This window comes from Pollutibacter soli, from assembly GCA_029269725.1.
GTDB classification, from domain to species: Bacteria; Bacteroidota; Bacteroidia; order Chitinophagales; family Chitinophagaceae; genus Pollutibacter; species Pollutibacter soli.
This window is the reverse complement of sequence record JARJHS010000001.1, coordinates 524,150-542,204: the sequence shown is the minus strand read 5'-3', so window position 1 is coordinate 542,204 and position 18,055 is coordinate 524,150. Positions and strand designations below refer to the sequence as shown.

At 42.9% G+C, this 18,055-nt stretch carries 15 protein-coding genes; 2 read left to right on the top strand and 13 right to left on the bottom strand.

The features are described 5' to 3' along the window. The first annotated feature begins 36 nt into the window (after positions 1 to 36). Positions 37 to 1,872, top strand: coding sequence for a gamma-glutamyltransferase family protein (locus P2W82_RS02305; protein ID WP_336514218.1), 1,836 nt, complete (start codon positions 37 to 39; stop codon positions 1,870 to 1,872). Between the two features lie 31 nt (positions 1,873 to 1,903). Then, the gene (locus P2W82_RS02300; RefSeq protein WP_336514217.1) at positions 1,904 to 2,827 is read left to right on the top strand and encodes a heme-dependent oxidative N-demethylase subunit alpha family protein; all 924 of its coding nucleotides are present in this window, start codon (positions 1,904 to 1,906) and stop codon (positions 2,825 to 2,827) included. 41 nt (positions 2,828 to 2,868) lie between these two features. On the opposite strand, the gene P2W82_RS02295 is transcribed toward P2W82_RS02300, so the two are convergent. The 13 genes from P2W82_RS02295 to P2W82_RS02235 form a co-directional block, all read right to left on the bottom strand. Beyond that, positions 2,869 to 3,417, bottom strand: coding sequence for a Riean_0653 family protein (locus P2W82_RS02295; RefSeq protein WP_336514216.1), 549 nt, complete (start codon positions 3,415 to 3,417; stop codon positions 2,869 to 2,871). 111 nt (positions 3,418 to 3,528) lie between these two features. Beyond that, positions 3,529 to 4,656 carry a mandelate racemase/muconate lactonizing enzyme family protein gene (locus tag P2W82_RS02290; RefSeq protein ID WP_336514215.1) on the bottom strand — a complete coding sequence of 376 codons (1,128 nt, stop codon included), beginning with the start codon at positions 4,654 to 4,656 and terminating at the stop codon, positions 3,529 to 3,531. 12 nt (positions 4,657 to 4,668) lie between these two features. Further along, positions 4,669 to 5,625 carry a D-2-hydroxyacid dehydrogenase gene (locus P2W82_RS02285; protein WP_336514214.1) on the bottom strand — a complete coding sequence of 319 codons (957 nt, stop codon included), beginning with the start codon at positions 5,623 to 5,625 and terminating at the stop codon, positions 4,669 to 4,671. A 323-nt stretch (positions 5,626 to 5,948) separates the two neighbouring features. Further along, positions 5,949 to 7,271, bottom strand: coding sequence for a sialidase family protein (locus P2W82_RS02280; protein WP_336514213.1), 1,323 nt, complete (start codon positions 7,269 to 7,271; stop codon positions 5,949 to 5,951). Positions 7,272 to 7,292: 21 nt separating this feature from the next. Continuing rightward, positions 7,293 to 8,225, bottom strand: coding sequence for a dihydrodipicolinate synthase family protein (locus P2W82_RS02275; RefSeq protein ID WP_336514212.1), 933 nt, complete (start codon positions 8,223 to 8,225; stop codon positions 7,293 to 7,295). 108 nt (positions 8,226 to 8,333) lie between these two features. Further along, entirely contained in the window at positions 8,334 to 9,449 is a 1,116-nt protein-coding gene (locus P2W82_RS02270) for a sialidase family protein (protein ID WP_336514211.1), read from the bottom strand. A gap of 82 nt (positions 9,450 to 9,531) precedes the next feature. Beyond that, positions 9,532 to 10,314 (bottom strand): phytanoyl-CoA dioxygenase family protein, encoded by a 783-nt coding sequence (locus P2W82_RS02265; protein ID WP_336514210.1) that lies wholly within the window; start codon positions 10,312 to 10,314, stop codon positions 9,532 to 9,534. 17 nt (positions 10,315 to 10,331) lie between these two features. Further along, positions 10,332 to 11,282, bottom strand: a complete 951-nt coding sequence (locus tag P2W82_RS02260; protein ID WP_336514209.1) for a 6-bladed beta-propeller — start codon at positions 11,280 to 11,282, stop codon at positions 10,332 to 10,334. Beyond that, positions 11,282 to 12,046: a phytanoyl-CoA dioxygenase family protein gene (locus P2W82_RS02255; RefSeq protein WP_336514208.1), complete on the bottom strand. Its 765-nt coding sequence runs from the start codon at positions 12,044 to 12,046 to the stop codon at positions 11,282 to 11,284. Before P2W82_RS02255 ends, P2W82_RS02260 begins: the two co-directional genes overlap by 1 nt. A gap of 444 nt (positions 12,047 to 12,490) precedes the next feature. Continuing rightward, positions 12,491 to 13,333, bottom strand: a complete 843-nt coding sequence (locus tag P2W82_RS02250; protein WP_336514207.1) for a phytanoyl-CoA dioxygenase family protein — start codon at positions 13,331 to 13,333, stop codon at positions 12,491 to 12,493. Positions 13,334 to 13,500: 167 nt separating this feature from the next. Further along, positions 13,501 to 14,442: a D-2-hydroxyacid dehydrogenase gene (locus tag P2W82_RS02245; protein WP_336514206.1), complete on the bottom strand. Its 942-nt coding sequence runs from the start codon at positions 14,440 to 14,442 to the stop codon at positions 13,501 to 13,503. A 17-nt stretch (positions 14,443 to 14,459) separates the two neighbouring features. Continuing rightward, positions 14,460 to 17,042, bottom strand: a complete 2,583-nt coding sequence (locus P2W82_RS02240; RefSeq protein ID WP_336514205.1) for a sodium:solute symporter family protein — start codon at positions 17,040 to 17,042, stop codon at positions 14,460 to 14,462. Between the two features lie 82 nt (positions 17,043 to 17,124). Further along, complete coding sequence (locus P2W82_RS02235; protein ID WP_336514204.1) at positions 17,125 to 18,051, bottom strand: dihydrodipicolinate synthase family protein; 927 nt, start codon at positions 18,049 to 18,051, stop codon at positions 17,125 to 17,127. Positions 18,052 to 18,055 lie beyond the last annotated feature (4 nt).

The window sequence follows — 18,055 nt, the reverse complement described above, 5'->3', positions numbered from 1 at the left end:
CTGCATTTATTCAACTTTTTTACAATAGAACTTTGCATGAAGATTAGAAATCTGTTTCTCCTGTTTTGTTTTTCTGCTGCGATGCTCACTGTTCATTCGCAACCGACACAGAAGCCAGTATTGCATGGAAAACACTGGATGGCGATCACCGGTAAGCCTCTTGCTGCAACAGCAGGTGCTACGATTTTTAACCAGGGAGGTAATGCAGTCGATGCGGCCTGTGCGATGCTCGCTGCTACCTGCACCATGTGGGATGTACTAAGTTGGGGAGGTGAAACCCAGGCACTGATTTACAATCCGAAGACAGGAAAAGTTATTGGTATTAATGCACTCGGAGTGGCGCCTACTGGTGCGACTCCAGCATTTTTCAAAGGAAAAGGGCTCAACTATCCTCCTGAATATGGACCACTGGCAGCCGTTACCCCGGGCACACCAGGCGGACTTTGCTATATGCTTGCTGAGTTTGGAACAAAGAGTCTGAAAGAAGTCCTTGCGCCTGCAATGCAGCTGGCAGAAGGATATCCGATTGAAGCGCAGACAGCAAATGCGATTGAAAGAGGAAAAGCAAGGATCAAAGAATGGCCGTATTCAAAAGCAGTTTTTCTTACACATCCCGGTGAAAAAAGAGAAGCACCAGAAGCAGGTGAGATTTTCAAACAGCTTGATTTGTTACAAACGCTTTCTAAAATGGTAGAGGCAGAACAACAGGCATTGAAAAAAGGAAAAAGCAGGAAAGACGCTATTTATGCTGCGATGGATCGTTTCTATAAGGGAGATATTGCGAAAGAAATCGTTAGAGGCGCTAGAGAACAGGGAGGTCTGTTCACAGAAGAAGATCTTGCAAAATGGAAAGTGAAGACTGAAGAGCCATTGAAAGTAAATTATAAAGGAATTGATGTGTACAAACTTTCGCAGTGGACACAGGGGCCGATGATGTTGCAGGCGCTGAATATTCTTGAAAATTTTGATCTGAAATCGATGGGTTATAACAGTGCGAGGTATATCAACACTGTTGCACAGGCCATGCAACTCAGTTTTGCTGATCGCGATTTTTATTATGGAGATCCGGCATTTTCTCCGGAAGAACCGATGAAGGGATTGCTATCAAAAGAATATGCCAAAGAGAGAGCAAAACAAATCAATCCGGAAGCCAATGATGAAAAAGCCGGACCCGGCGATCCTTATCCCTTCGAAGGGAAAACAAATCCATACTCCAACTACCTGAGCAAATGGGGTGTCGCTTCGGTTACGCCTTTAAGTGATGAATGGAGAGAACAGCTTCGCCTGGGAACAACTTCTGTTGAAGCTGCTGATAAAGAAGGTTGGGTGGTGTCGATAACGCCCAGCGGCGGCTGGTTGCCGGCTACTATTGCCGGAAGAACAGGAATCGGAATGAGCCAGCGTATGCAGAGTTTTGTATTGGATTCATCTGAAAACCCCTTTAATGTCGTTGAGCCAGGTAAACAACCCAGGGTTACATTAACGCCAACGATGGCAATGAAAGATGGCAAACCTTATTTGTCATTTGCTGTTCAGGGCGGAGATACACAGGATCAGAACCTGTTGCAGTTTTTCCTGAATATGGTTGAATTCGGAATGAATGTACAGGAAGCTGTTGAAGCACCAAATATCAACACCGACCAGCTTCGGTTATCCCTTGGCGGTAACGATCGCAAACCAAAACCAGGATCATTATTGTTGCAGTCTGCCACCCCTGATTGGATCAGGAAAGAACTCCGTAAAATGGGATACAAACTGACTTTTGAAGACCGTACTTCCGGACCAATCAATGCTATTTATTTCGACTGGAAACACGGTAGTTTCTGGGGTGGTTCGAGTAATCATGGTGAAGACTATGGAATCGGCTGGTAACGAAAATCATTGTTGATGGAAACGGAAATTGATGAAATACCTGCCTTTTCTGAATGGACAATACAGTGTTGCACCGGGTTTATTTCCTTTCAGCAGAACGGATCAGGCGCCGTATAACATTTTCTTTCATATCGATCACAATTACAAGAGATATATAACCAACAAAGAAGTATGCAGAAGGGAAAATCTGAAAAAATACCATCCTGATTTTCCTGTTTCAAAAGAAACATTGACTCCGGTTACTGAATTTATACTTTCAAAAATGATCAGCGAAAATCCTGATTCGTTTGAAGCGTTTGAAAATTCGGGTTCTAAAGGAATTTACAACCTGATCACCAATGAAATTATTCAATGGGATACATCATCTGATAAAATTCGCGGTGATAAATACGTGAGTGTCTTAGATGCTTTGTGCTCTCAGCTCCAGGAAGATTTTGCTATATGGCAATTGACCGGAGATGAAAATAAAATGATTGCACTGCACATCTGTGCTCCTAATCACTGGGCGGCTGAAGATAAGATCGGTCGCGGGTTTGACGCTGTTCACGAACCCGTACCCGGCATGGAAAAGCAACGGCCGCATGTACAAAAAATGTTACAGTCGGTTGTAACGAAGGGGCCGTTCTTCAGGTTTGCCTGGGGGATTTCAACGGACGACAGATTGAATCATCATCCAATTGTACCGCACGGCATGTCAGCAGCCCTATGGCATGGCAGAAAAGTAGGTCAGCACAGTCCGCTTTTTATCAGGACGGAGAAGCAAAACCTCATCGGCTTCCCGGAGATCAATGCATTTCTTTTTACGATCAGGACTTATTTCTATCCCGTAGATGAACTTAATGTTCTGGAAAAGCAGAAGTTGATCATGGCTGTAGAAACAATGTCAGAAGATTCGTTGGTGTATAAAGGACTTGTTGGAAAAAAGGATACATTGAAGAGGAGGATTCTGGAATAATGGTGTTTATTCACTTCCATGGTAATTTTTGGGAAGACAATTTAATAAACAACATCGAACCGGCCTTCTCTGATCTGCACTTTTTTACCATATTCATTGGTGGCATCAAACCAGAATCGACCAGCTAAAATTCTCCTTGAAACATCATGTTTTGTGATAAATAGTTGTCCGCTATCTGCATTTCGGACTATAAATTCATTTAAAGATCCATTAGGATAATTTCGAAATTCGCCAATTGGAAAGCCCTTTTCAATTTTAAATGGATATGTGCTATCCTGATCCAGCCACAGACTGTCGGTTCCGATGCTCATGGACGTCAGAACCGTTGCTTTATTGTCAACAGCGGAAATATTCAGGAACCAACCTTTACCATGATTATCGTCCAAGTAAATATATTGTGCATATAACACAATCTCTCCCCAACTATCCCTTGGAACAAAAATTTCACCATTTACCTTACATCCAAAAGCCATTGCTCCATAGGTTGTTTCCGGCGGCAATTGCTGAACCGGTTCTTCCTTTCTGCATTTTGAAAAGGAAAATAAATAGAGGAGAACTAGTAAAACGGGGATTACGGCGATCTTTTTCAAGGCAGCTGAAGCTTGCCTCTGAAATCAGGAAAGTTATTCCGGGCAAAAAATAAGATCCAGGACTCGCAAGAAACAATAACTTTATTTCCGGACCACACCAAAATCAGGATGCTATTCCTGCTGATCTTTAATCATTTTCACTGTATGATCATCCATCCAATCCCAGTCGATCTCCACTCCCAGCCCGGGACCGGTCGGACAATGCTGGTATCCCTCCGCATCAATCTCCAGGGGATTGTTTTTTAAACCAAACCTGAACATGGGATGATGTGATTCCATAAAACGCGTCAGGCGTGTTGCACAGCCTACATGAAGATTGGCAATATCGAGTAAAGGTGCTGCAGCAGTATGAATTTCAAATTCGTAACCCATCAATTCACACATGGCTATCGCCTTCATCACACCGGTAATTCCACTTTTGTGATGTACATCGCCGCGGATGATATCGATCGCGCCATCGGTCATATAGTGTGGTAGTTCAAAAACGCCAACCGTTTCCGCAGCAAGGACAGGTGTTCTAACGGCCTGTGATAATTTTTTCAATTGAAGAATATGTGCATCAGGAAACGGCTCTTCAAACCATTCGTATTTCAATTCATCCAACGCATAACCGATTTTTAAGGCGTCTTCAAAACTGAGAACAGCGGAAGAATCCAGCATTAATGGAAAATCGTCGCCAGCAACTTCCCTTGCTTTCTTCAGTTTTGGAATATCAATTTTTGAACCGCCAGACAATTGCAGTTTCACCCCACGAAATCCCTGGTTGATTTTTTTCAGGATCTGTTCAGCAACATCATCAATAGTCAGAACGGTTTGTGGTGGACAACTGCTGTAAGTCGGAATTTTGTCACGCACTTTGCCGAGTAATGTTGCAATCGACATTCCAGCAACTTTCCCTTTGATATCCCATAATGCAACATCAAGATTTCCCCAGATAGCTTCACGGAAATTATAAAGATGCCGTTGTTTTTTCCTGAACTCCTGCCAGATGGCTTCATGATGCAGCGGATTTTTTCCCACCAGGTCGTGATAATAAATATCATGTACTGCATGAGCAGATGGCCTCCCCTGACCTAATGGTCCATAATCCATTGTATAACCTTCAACACCTTCCGTTGTGTGAATGGTTGTCAACGGAAAATCAAAATACGGTGTATAGCCCGGAGGTATTGGGTTTGGCGCGTACCAAAGGTCTGACGATTGTCTTACGATTCTTGTTGTAATTCCGCTTATCCGCATCCGTTATATCATTTAGATCACCCTGTTGATGAGGGGCTGTTTATTGAAATAGTTGTTGAGATTATTGATTGTGAGCTGGCAGAATCTTTCTGCAAATCCATTGGTTAATCCCGCGCTATGTCCGGTGATCAGTACATTGTCACCCAGCTCCCAAAGCCTGCTATCTTTTGGTAAAGGCTCAATATTTGTAACATCGAGCCCTGCTCCCGCAATTTTGTTTTTTGTCAATGCATTCAACAATGCTTCTTCATCGACATTTGATCCTCTGGAAATATTATAAAAGTATGCAGACGATTTGCATGCACTGAAAAATGCATCACTGAAATGCCCGGCATTTCCGGGACTGGCAGGAATTGTCAAAAAAATATGATCAGCATCTGTGATCGCTTCATGGAGGCGTTCAAAATCAAAATACCTTGTAGCTGAATTCTTGTCTGCATTATTTATAGACCTGACAACAGCAATCGATTTCATTCCAAGTCCCTCACAGCGTTTTTGTATTGCTTTTCCTATTTCACCCATTCCGATGATGCATGCAGTTGCTCCCTCAATCTCGCTTGCATACGGCAAATGTCTCCGGAACTCTTTATGATCTTTATCATGTACATGCACCGGTATTCGACGAACCAATGCAAACATCATTGCAATCGCATGTTCAGCAACACCGATGGTATATAAACCTTTACCTGTACACAATGCAAAATTTTCTTTTGTTTCCAGACCAAGATTCTGATAATTATCCCATCCGCTACTACCAATCTGTAAAAATCCAAGCCTTGAATTTTTTATCCATTCCGGCTTTGGCCAACCGATACAAATATCTGCAGACTTCAATGCTAAAATATATTCTACAGGTGTCGCCCCCTGACTAATGATTTCAATTGTTCCTAAAACATTGACAGAACGACGGATTCTGTCGATTTGTTCTTCGTTAAAATCGTCAACCCCTATTAAAATTTTGAATGACATTTCAATTTTATTTTCAAATCCCCGGATTGAAATCCGGATTCAACATGTTTTTTTCAAACCCCGGATTGAAATCCGGGGCTATAAGATCATCGTCCCTACGGGACTTTATAGTATACGTTTGCTCTGCATATCTAAATGTTGATATTATCTGCTACTCTTTGAATCTACTGCCCAGCCTGCCGGCAGGCTGGCTCCCATCTCCTGCGTACAGCCCTGAAGGAAGGTCTCAGGCTGCATGATGCGATAGATAGAAATCTGCGACATGATACAACCTGATCAGCTTCCAAATACCCCTAAAACTAACCGTTATGACAACAAAAGATTTATTTAGCCGACAACAACGTTTTCTTCGTAGGAAATTTTTTCAGATCTGATTCTTTGACCGTAAAATACACGACACGCTGCCAGCGATGCGGCATAAAAATGTGTATCTGCCCCTGGTCAACAAATGCATCGATATAACTGCACTGATAATTTCTGAAATGCGATGGATATGACTCTGCCAATGCATTCAATAAAAATAATTGCGGCTCCGTCCAGCTATGTCCATTATCATAAGAAAGCGAAAACCACAATTCGGATCTGTCCATCATGATTTCCCTCTTTGTGCCGCTCAGGCCTGTATAATTCAGGTCATGATGCCGATTGTGATGAAAAGCGATCAGTGTTTTGTTATCAGAAAGTTTGTACAGCATTGGCGGCGCATCAGGTTGTACGAGTGGTGTTGGTTTCAGTTCCGACCATGTTTTACCATCATCACCGCTGTATGCTGACCAGAAATGGCCTTCCGGGGTACGCGTCATCAGAAATACGCTATCTCCTTGTAAAGCCAGCGGGCGACCTTCATCCATTCGACCGAAACCTTTTGCATGCCAACCGCCATGTCTTCGGCCGGGTAATAATTCCCAGCTTTTTCCCTGGTCAGTTGAACGAAGTAAATACTGGCGGGTGATCAAAGGCTTGTAGCTCCAGTCGCCTTCATGCGAGCCGAGTATCCAGGTGCCTTTATCGGTCTCGGTCATGCGCATTACCGACATTCCTCGAAAACCGGAGTCGTTCTTCGGTTGAATTATTCTCACTTCGGACCAATGAAACCCGTCATCATCGGAATAACGGAAACCTATAGGCGAATTTTCCTGCAAGCCGTTTTCGGGATTATAAAGTGTAACAATCGGTTGCGTTCCAAAGGCATAAATTCGTGAGCTGCCTTTGGGAATGAAGGGTATAAAGCCATGCTGGTTGTAATCGATATCGAATGCTATGACTGCCGGCTCCCATGTTTTTCCTTTGTCACGGGAGCGCATCGAAAGCATGTCATTTACTTTCTTCCCTTTTGCTGGCCCGTAGTGACCACCATCGGGAAACATCAGTAAATAATCACCTTTGGGGGTTACCGTAGCACGTGTCTCGTAAAGACCTCCCATCCGGTTACGCGCCTGGTGAATTAGTTTCGCATTTACCCAGGGGAAACTTGCTATACCAATGTCTTCTTTCACCTGCAAACCGCCCGGAAGTTTCTTTGTTGAATAATTTTTATCCTGGATATTGATCGTATCCGCGATACGGTCGGTAGTATCGATTGCCTGCGCGACCACAGTATTACTGCATATCATCAACAGAATTGCCTGTAATAATTTTTTTCTCATGGCGGGGTGAGTTGAGTTTTGTTATAACTGTACTTTAAAAAATTCCGGTAGATGGTATTTAGCGCGGTCAGCCACTTTCTTTACCACATCAGGAGGGATCCAGCGATATGGCCAACGCAATCTTGTTCCTATATCAGACCAGCCGCCGACCGCGGCAAGGAGTTTATCGAGCGCCGGATTTGAGAAACCGGCATTCTTAAATGGCACGATACATTCTTCAAAAAAAGCGAGTATCCTTTCCTGCAAGCTGATAGCGCTCCTGATATCGGTTTGCATCTGGTTCCACCAATCCTGTGCTGCTTTGGGATTAATACACGCTACATTCGAATAAGCGCCGTCGGCAACGCCTGTTGCAAAACCTGTAGCAAGAAAATGCCCTGGTACAAACACGGAAAATGAGTCGATGCTCCATTTCATCTGCCTAAACCAATCTTCATTTCCACCTGCTAGTTTCACACCAATCAATTGCGGAAATGTTTTTGATAATTCCTGCAGGTCTGATGGATTCAATACCTGTTTTGCGTGAGGCGGATTATACAGTACGAGTGGAATATCAGCAGCTGCGTCAACCATCCCTGCTATGAAGTCAGTTCTCTCCTTAGAATTTGGTGTTACCCAATCAGGAAGAATGATCTGAAAAGCTGAAGGATTCAATGATCTGGCTCTTCGCAATCTTTCCAATGAAATCAACGGAGAAGGATGGCTCGCACCAATCTGAAAAGGCATTCCGGCACGACGACATTTTTCGGCCATCAATTCCTGTATCTTATCAAACTCTGCTTCTGATTGATTGTGGAACTCCCCTGCTGTACCATTGGAGTATATGCCATCAATCTTTGCTGCGGTCATGTAATCCAGTTCATTTCCCAATCGTCCGAAGTCGATGGAATTGTCTTCGTTGATGGGTAACAGTAAGGTTCCCCAGTTTCCTTTGAGATTTTTAGCTGTAAGCACAATCCTGTTTATTTTTGCGTATACTTTGTTTCCTATGTGCCTATGTGGTTCAAATTTTTTCCGCACTACATCGGATGAACATAGAACACAGGGGTTATTTTTTATTTTTTACAATCTGGAAAAGTCGATTTCTTCGAAAACAATTCCTTCATACGGCTTAGCTACTCCGGCTTCATAAAAGCAAGCGAGATTACCATTGGGAAGTACGACAAGATTTGAATATGCTGATGGACCGGCGTAAAGCTCCACCTTCTTTTTCCAGGATTTACCTTTGTTGGTGCTTAGCTTCACTGTCATATTCGATCTTGATTTTTGATTTGCCGGATTCGAAAAAGCGAGCATTGGTTTTTTCCCTGGATAGTTGTACCAGATCAAACTACCCTGGCAAATGGGTTCAGGCAGTTGCATATCCCAATGCTGATCTTTCCAGGACTCCCCACCATCATCACTGATGGCTACCTGGCGGAATTTTTTCAACTTCCCATAGTTACGCATGTTCAACATCAGCTTACCACCAGGCAATTCTGCTACTGTACATTCATTTACAGAATCCATCGGCGTGGTACCACCGAGTGTCCAGCTGACACCTCCATCATCTGAATGAATAGAATGAGAATAATATTTTTTTGAAGCAGCTTCAATATGATCGCAAGGGATTACAAGTCTGCCTTTATGTGGGCCTTCACGCATTTGAATACCGTTGCACGGACCGGTCGCATACCAGGTCCAGTCTGCTTTCTTTGTAGTTGATGTGATTTCTTTAGCTGCAGACCAGGTCACGCCATCATCGGCAGAATTGAGAACATACACTCTTCGGCTATCCTTGCTCGTTTGAGCGATGATGTCCCTTTCATGATCCGTTCCAAGGTTCCAGGTAGTAACCAGAACAATGTTGCCTGTACTTTCATCCACCACAGGTGCCGGATTACCGCAGGTATTTTCAGCATCATTCCAGACCAAGATGATATCGGACCAGGTTTTGCCTCCGTCCATTGATCGTTTTAGAACGATGTCGATATCACCTGCATCACCGCAATTCTTCACTCTTGCTTCTGCAAAAGCAAGCATTGTATTCTTTGTAGATTTTACAATCGCCGGAATTCTAAAACAATTGTAACCCGCTTCACCTGCCTTGTAAATACTATTCAGCGTTTGTGCATTCAGAAATTGTACGCTGAGCATCAACGAAACAACAAAAAAGAATTTTTTAGTTACAGATATCATCAGATGTTTTTTGAAAAATGAAAAAATCTTTCCTTACCAGCGATCGGCTGTTCTCTCCTGCCTCCTTACTCCTGTCTCCCATCTAAATGTTTGTTTCAAACTCCTTCACCTCAGTAAACCTTGTTTCTCCTTTCACTAATCTGCCCAACCTGGGTCTGCGATTATTATATACTTCCACAGCATCAGCATCGGCATAACGCAGGAACAGAATCCTTCGATCACGATCTTTCGAAAGATTACCATCTGATTTGTGTAACATCCAGCAATTAAATATCAGTGCATCTCCGGCACGCATTTCCATTGGAACTGCGAGACTGTCATCCGCTTCAACAATGATCTCAGATTTCTTTTGTTTTTCTTCTTCCGTCTGATTTACACGTATCTGTCCACCCGCGTGACTACCAGGAATCAACCATAAACAACCATTCCCCTGATCAGTATCATCGAGGGCAGTCAAAGTAGTAAGGGCATTGTACGGTTCAAGCTCACCATAACCATTGTCCTGGTGCCACCCAAATGGTTTTGTATTGCCAGCCATTTTAAAAGTGAGTTGCGATGTAGCACCTTTTATATTCGGCCCGATAATTTGTGCAGCCATATCAACCAACGGACCTTCGAAATAATAATCACGGACAGCAGGCGCCTGGTGATGAATATTTACAAGCAAAGAATTCTGCAACCACGACTTAGCCGGATCGAATGCCTGTTTCTCTGCATTCCAGGCAGTCATACATTCCCTGCGCATTTGATCAAGACCTTCAGCAGTAAGAATATTCTTAATGACGAGATAACCATTCTCCTTGAAGATGGCCAGCTCTTCAGAAGTTAGATCACGATAATTAAAGAAATTTCTGTGCAGTGACATTTTCAATATGATTTAGATTATTTGATTCTTGTAAGTTTCACCGGGTAGGTTTTGCCCGAATTCCATTGGGGTACATAAATATTTTCTTCATCGTCTACGCATACATCATGCGGATGTAGAAAAGTGTGATCTGCTTTTTTCTGCAATTGAAGCACACCGTTAGTATATACAGGTTCAGTACCACCCGGTGTTGAAATCACCTTATTGTTTTTATCAAGGATGGTAATATATCCTGAGTTGTTCAACGTATTCATTTCTGATCTGAAAACAGCGCCGTAAATGTTTTCGCCATGAACCACCGGCCGGCAAATAAATGATCCGGGAAGTTTTGTGGTTGACAGGTATTTTCCATCGAGGGTAAAATGCTTTAACGCATTGTGGTTACGGGATGTAATGATCAGGGATACAGCATCCGGATTTCGATTGTCTATGGCAATACCATGTACGCAATCAAACTGTTCATCTCCATTACCCAGACCTCCCCAATGCCTGATATATTCACCTTTTGAATTGTACTGAATGACAAACTGCAAACCGTATCCATCAGTAACATAAATATCACCATCAGGCGCAACCGCAGTTTCAGTAGGTTTGAATTGCTCACCGGACGTGTATTCCTTTATCTCTTTCGGTACACTCATAACCATCACTTCCTCACCATCCAGCGTAGTTTTGAAAACCTGCTGTCTGTCAGTATCAGTAATGAACAGGAATTCCGTTCCATTTTCGTTACAGATCGATAAACCATGCGCGCCAGGATATGTAGTGCCCCAACTGGCGGTTATTTTTCCTGATTTATCATAGATCAGGATATTATTCCTTGTGTCGTTAGTTAGCATGAACAAACGCCCTTTACTATCCATCACCATTTCGTGGCAATCATTCACAGGATATTTTGCAGGATGCTGTATACCCCAGTTTTTATCAATTGTATATCGATGTGAATTATGACCGATGATTTGTTCCATTACTTTACTTTTTCCCTGATTTCTTTTGCGAGTTTTTCCTGGTATTCCTTTTTTGCTGATGCGTCTTCCTTTGCTTTTTCAGCATAGTATATAAAGCCAAGGGCTTTGCGGCTACGATCCTGACTATTGTTACCGTCTGCACGATGGATCGTCATTGAGTGATGCACCAAAAGATCACCCGCGTTTGTTTCGAACCAGACTTCATTAGCTTTATCATCATCGGTGCCGAAATCCGAAATCCCCTGGGAGAAACCGAGTGTTTGTGTTCTCGTATGCTGACGCATACCTTTATTGTTCGACCCTTTAATATATCTGACACATCCGTTTTCTTCGTCCACATTTTCAAGACCCAGCCACATCGTTACAGCTTCATTCGGTTCGAGCATGAAATAATATCCATCCTGGTGTGGTGGTGTTGGCTTGCCAATCTTTGGAGGTTTGTTGAAATACTGCATGTTTTTTCCAATGACGGCATCTTCCAATAATATCGATGCGAGTTCTTCAAATTTGCTTTCGAACATCATCGAATGAAACAAGGCATCGTCATCATAAAGTGCCTGGATCTGTTTAAGAGAAGTTTTATCTTTGTGATCCTCATAGAAAGCTTTTTCCGGCGGCATGGACGGCACTTTTTCACTGATCAGTTTATCCAGGTGTTCACGAACTTCGCTTAGCTCTGCATCGTTCAAAAATCCTTTCATCACCACAAAACCATCTTCGCGGAATTGTTTGACGAGTTGTTGCTTTTGCAAATCTGAAAACATGATTTATTTGTAAAGATGTTATATCGAAAAAAATCATCGAGCCTCTGGCTCTTAGCATCGGTTAGCATTCGCTTTACCCAGGAATAAATTCCGCGGTTAAAAGAAAATCGAGCCTTCGGCTCTATAAGATCGTCGAGACTACGGCGCTTTATCTATATTAATTGACATTCATTTTTCCCGCGGAATAAATTCCGCGGCTAAAAAATAATCGAGCCTACGGCTCTATGATATGCCGAGCCTACGGCTCTTTATCTATTTTAATTAACATTCATTTTCCGTGGAATGAATTCCGCGGCTATAATATAATCGAGCCTATGGCTCTAAAATATTATCGAACCTACGGTTCTTGCCCATCGCTTTTGATCGATCTATTCACAGAAGTTTACCTAGAACGTATAACGTTTTACTTTTTACGTTTTACGTTTTACGTTCTACATTTAACGTTTAACGTTCATAAAGCACCGGATTCAAAGGCCCTTCAGGTACGCCTCCAATCGGATATCCTGAACACCAACTGTTCCAGTCGTTGACCTGGTAACTATTCGATGGCTTTTTTATGCGTATATCCTTATCCATGTAAATCATCGTCATTACCTCCCGCGGTTTTGTTGATTTATTCGGACCAGCACGATGAAACAACCAGCCGGCATGATAACTGAGTTCGCCTAATTCGAATGGTGTGTCATTCATATTGAAATTTCTCTTCCTCAATTCTTCCTGCAGGATGTTTTCACTTTCATCCGAAATTTCTATATCGCGACCTATTTCAACTGACTGACTTTTTTCTGCAAAAGCAAGCGGGCCCATTTCCATCGGCGTATCCTGGAATGGAATCCATGCAGTGATTGTTTTTGGTGTGTCCAACGGCCAGTAGAACTGATCAGCATGCCAGGGGGTTATACCTCCCGAGGGTTCTTTGTACAATGCCTGGTCATGATAAAGACGAACTCCATTTACCTGCATCAGGTCCGCAGCAATCTTTGCAAGCCTTTTTGAGAATACAAAATCTTTTACCGTGTCATTTTCACGCCAGATATTCATGATCTGAAGAAAAGCCTTTTCATAAGTTGTTCTTTCCTCCATCGGTTTTTCCAGCGTATTCAATCTTTTCACTTCACTCGTTATCACATTACCATAAAACTTCAGTAATGGCGAGCTGAGCACATTTTTGATTTTGATATAGCCATATTCGGAAAAGAAGTCAACCATTTCCGGTGTTATAGTAAAGGGTGCATTCAGTTCTTCGGTGAATGCTTTTTCGGCTGTTGTCGTTGAGGCTGTTGTCATGGCTCTAAGTTTTTGTTATTGATGCGTTATACTGCAGCAATATCGTCATTCTTAATGGTATCGTGTTTTGAACATCCAGGAATGACAATAACAAACAAATCAGCATTAATCATAGGTGCAAACAGTCTTCCCGCTTCACCGGAAAGGAGCCGGATACCTTTTAATTTTTAATAGCCCCGCCCGAAATCCACCGGATTTTTCAGCGGGATATTTTTTTTAAATCTTTCCAGGTTTTCAAGAAAAAATTGTGCGATACCAAAATATTCGCTCACATTTCCACCACCCGAGTGCTGACTCAAAATCGTATTTCGGCAATCCCAAAGCGGATGATCTGCGGGAATAGGTTCTTCGGCAGTAACATCGAGCACAGCTCCGCCCAGCTTCCCTTCATTTAATGCATCGATCAATACCTGCTCATCTTCTACCAGGTTGCCCCTGCCTACATTGCTGAATATGGCGCCCTGTTTCATGGCGCGGATCATCTCTGAAGTAAACAAACCTTTGGTTTCTGCAGTGCCTGGTAAACATCCGATCACGATATCAGCCCAACCCAGTTCTTTCAGCAAATCATCCGTTGTACGGATAGTTGCCTCCGGTGCAGTACGTGCATAGATCTTTATTTCGCAATCAAAACCACTCAGAATTTTTGCAACTCTTTTTCCAATATTTCCGTATCCCAGTATTACTACTTTTTTATCCTGCAGCAATTGCAGATGTGCACGCAAAGTATATCCCACCCATTTTTTCTCTTTCTTCAACACACCGAAATTATCCATGCCTCTATACAGCGCCATGATTCCACCAACAGCAGTTTCAGCACATGGCTGTGAATAATAATCCTGCATATTTGTTATCGCAGCAGGGATTTTTATATTTCTGTAGTATTCAAAGCCCGTTGAATACAATTGCACCCATTTCAGATTATTCGCTTTTTCCAGCCATTCAACGGGTTTCGGATTGCCTAAAAGAATATCCGCCTTTAACAATGTTGCCAGCTGTTCTTCTTTTGATTCAATCTCGTCTTTGAAAACAAAAAGATCTTCAGGCGATCCATAAGTTAACTGGTCCTTTTGCTCTTCATTGAATGGTGTGTCTACGTAAATCAACATAACTGCCGTTTTTAATTTTATACAATTGCTGTTTCAGCAGTTCGTTTGTCAGGAAAGATCAAGCTAAAAATATACCCGATGATTACGCAGCCGAATACTGCGAAAAGAGGATATAAAAAGAAATTGATCTGATCCGATTTCTGAACAAAGTATAAGCCGATACTACTGAACAAAAAGCCCAGTAAGATACCACGGCTGTTGATTTTCGGGAAAAATATTCCAGCCATAAACATTCCGGCAAGACAACCTCCGAAAAGACCAATGATTTTTAAGTACTGATCCCAGATCGATGCATTCTGCAAATACACGAGATACAATGCGATCAGGCTGCCCAGGACACCGAGTACCATCGTAAATAATTTGGCAAACCGCAGGCATTGTTTGTCTGTTGCTTCTTTTTTCCAGTTCTTGTAAAAGTCAGTTGTGACAACAGTCGCAATTGAGTTCATGCTGGAACTGATCGTTGACATTGTCGCTGCGAATAAACCAGCGATAACAAGTCCTGACAGTCCCGCTGGTAATTCCTGGGAGATAAACCAGGGAAACACATCATCTGTGCGACCATGCGGGTTCAGTTCCGTTGGATTATGCCTGAAGAAAACCCAGAGTGCTGTACCAACACCAAAGAAAATCAGTGTTGCAGGAATCACCACCAATGCATTTGTATAGATTGATTTCCGTGCTTCTTTTTCTGTCTTCGTAGTAAGATATCTTTGCACCACCACCTGGTCGGAAGTATAGGTGACCAGGTTTGTGAGAAAAGCGCCGACGGCCACTACCCAGAGTACGGGTTGCGACATCGCCCATCCCATATTCGCTATGCGGAATTTATCATGCGCATTCGCTTCTTTCACAAGAGCAACAAAGCCGCCATCATTGTGGTAAGTAATGAAAAGAAAGCTGGCCAATGCGCCACCGAGTAAAACAAATACCTGCATGACTTCCGTCCATACCACGGCTTCTATTCCGCCCGCAACACTATAAGCTGTGGTGATCAATGTAGTCAATAAAATACAGGCGAAGATGTTGATCCCGGTAACTGTACTTAATACCAATGCCGGAAGATAGATCACAACACCAAGGCGACTCAATTGAAAAAGTACGAACGTCGCGCTGCCGAGCAGCTTTACCTTTTTATTGAAGCGTATTTGCAGATACTCATATACGCTCGTAATTTTTAGCTTCCTGAAATATGGCAGATAGAACCAGGTTACAATGGGCGCCACAACAAGGATCATGATATTATTCATGATAAAGACCCAATCTGTGGCAAATGTTTTTGCAGGAATTGCGATGAATGTAAGCGCACTGAGTTTTGAACCAAATATGCTGAGGCCCGCTGCCCACCAGGGAATTTTTTGTCCTCCGAGAAAGAAATCACCGGTGGTATCACCCATATTTCTTGACACATAGTAACTGATACCAGCAACTGCACAGAAGTATAGCGCAATTACCAGCCAGTCGAAGCCACCGAATTTTCCTTTAGGTTGTTCAGGCAAAGCAACAAGAACCTTATTTGTTCTTACTGCTGGTCTTGCTTCGCCGCCTGCGATGACTACTTTACCATTCCATGTCGTTAACGGTGTTGTCACCGGCGCGTATACGCTTCCGTGAGGATTCGTTTCCGCATCTTCTTTTTTAACCACGGGCATTTTGCCCGTCACCGACCATGTGTCTGTAATCGTATTGTAGGCCAGGATCTCACTTCTGAAACCCGGATGCCCATCTTTTAATTCCTGAACCCTCGATGCATTCTCACCATCATCACCTCCAAATAAAATCAGATGAGATTGACCAGCATTATAAGCCGGAGATGGAGCAGCTGCCAACGGATTCGGAAGGTCAGCAAGCTTTTTCCAGCCTTTCAATTTATCATAACACCATGCATCTTTCAGGTACTCTCTATGTGGAAGCGAATCAGAGGGAGTGATTTCCAGTTTCACGCCGCCAAAAACGTACACCTTACCATCAACGGTACCCGCAGTTGCAAGCATTCTCGAAGCAGCTGGAATTGTATCCAGAATATTCCACTCTTTACCTGATTTCAGATCCAGACTCCAGAAAATATTTTGCGTTAAGCCCGTTGGAGTGGCAATACCACCCTGTACATAAAGAACATCACCGGCAACAACACCACACGCGTTAAGCAGTGGCCCGGGCATGGATGGAAATGTTTCTGTACTTATTTTACCATTGTTATATTTAAGCAGGTATACTTCCGCAAAGTTTTGTTTTGCATCACCACCTCCAATACAAAGAAGCCCATTGTCGTAACTGAGTGAAACACCATACCCCATTGGTTTTGGAAGTTTCCCAACGAGTTTCCAGATTCCTTCGGGTTTATCCAAAGCATAGATATAGTCATACCATGTTTTGGTTCCGTTTGTCCAGGGCCTTTTTCCTCCAGGGAAATTTGTACCGCCAGCTACCAAAAGAGTTCCATTACTCACACCTGCATAAGACCCTGCAAAACCATCGGCATCAGGTACAGGTTCCAATTGACTCCACGAAAAATAGTTTTTGTCCAACTTGTCCTGTGCCTGGTTACGCATACTCTGCAAACAAATCAATAAAAAGAATAAATATTTCAAACGGGGCATTCGTAAATTTTTGTGGCCTACAATCTAAATCATCCACTCTGGCAGATCGGATTATTTTTCGATTAGATATTCAGCCCATTGGTCATGCAAGCGCCTTTTTTGCCTGCGGTACTTTTTCAAAAAATCCGATCGCGCTCAATTCTTTCTGAAATTGCTCATATGCCTGTTGGGATAGAGTTGTCAGTGGCAGACGAGCCGGCCCGAGATCCCACCCCAGCATTTTCATAATCGCCTTTTGTCCGGGGATCGGTGGATATTTGACAAGTATTCTGATGAATTCCACTATCCATGCATGATTCTCCTGCGCCTCTGCAATTTTTCCGCTATTGAAAAGTTCGATCGTTTTCAGGTAGACAGGCGCAGCGAATGTGTATGTACTTCCGATAGCAGCCTTCCCACCGACTACCAATGCCGGTAACAGCAGTTCATCCAATCCGAAAAGAATTTGGAACCTGCCTTTCTGGTAATTCAGACATGCCTGGAATTCATGAATTGTGGAAGCAGTGTATTTGATCCCTGCGAAATTGGGAATTTTTGTTTCAGCGATCTTTAAAAATTCAATCATATCCATACTTACGCCGGTAAGATGTGGAATATGATAATAATAAAAAGGAAGTTTCGGCGCTGCACTGGCAATCTCTGCCATACAATCTGCCAGATTCTGAACGTTGATTGGTTTAAAATAGAACGCTGCAACAGAAGACACGGCATCGGCGCCAATCTCTTCAGCGTGCGCTGCAAGAATTTTTGCATCCGCAATACTGCTGTGACCCACATGAACAACAATCAATAATTTTTTTGCTGATGCCTTTACAAAAGCCTCACTCACTCTCATTCTCTCTTCTGTGGTCATATTCGGACCTTCACCATTACTTCCACATACGAATACACCGGTTACTCCATCGTTGTATAATTTATCAACGAGTTCTGGTATCATACCATAATTAATCGATCCGTCTTCAAAGAATGGTGTAAAACAGGCAGCAATTAAACCATCAAGTTTCTTCATACAG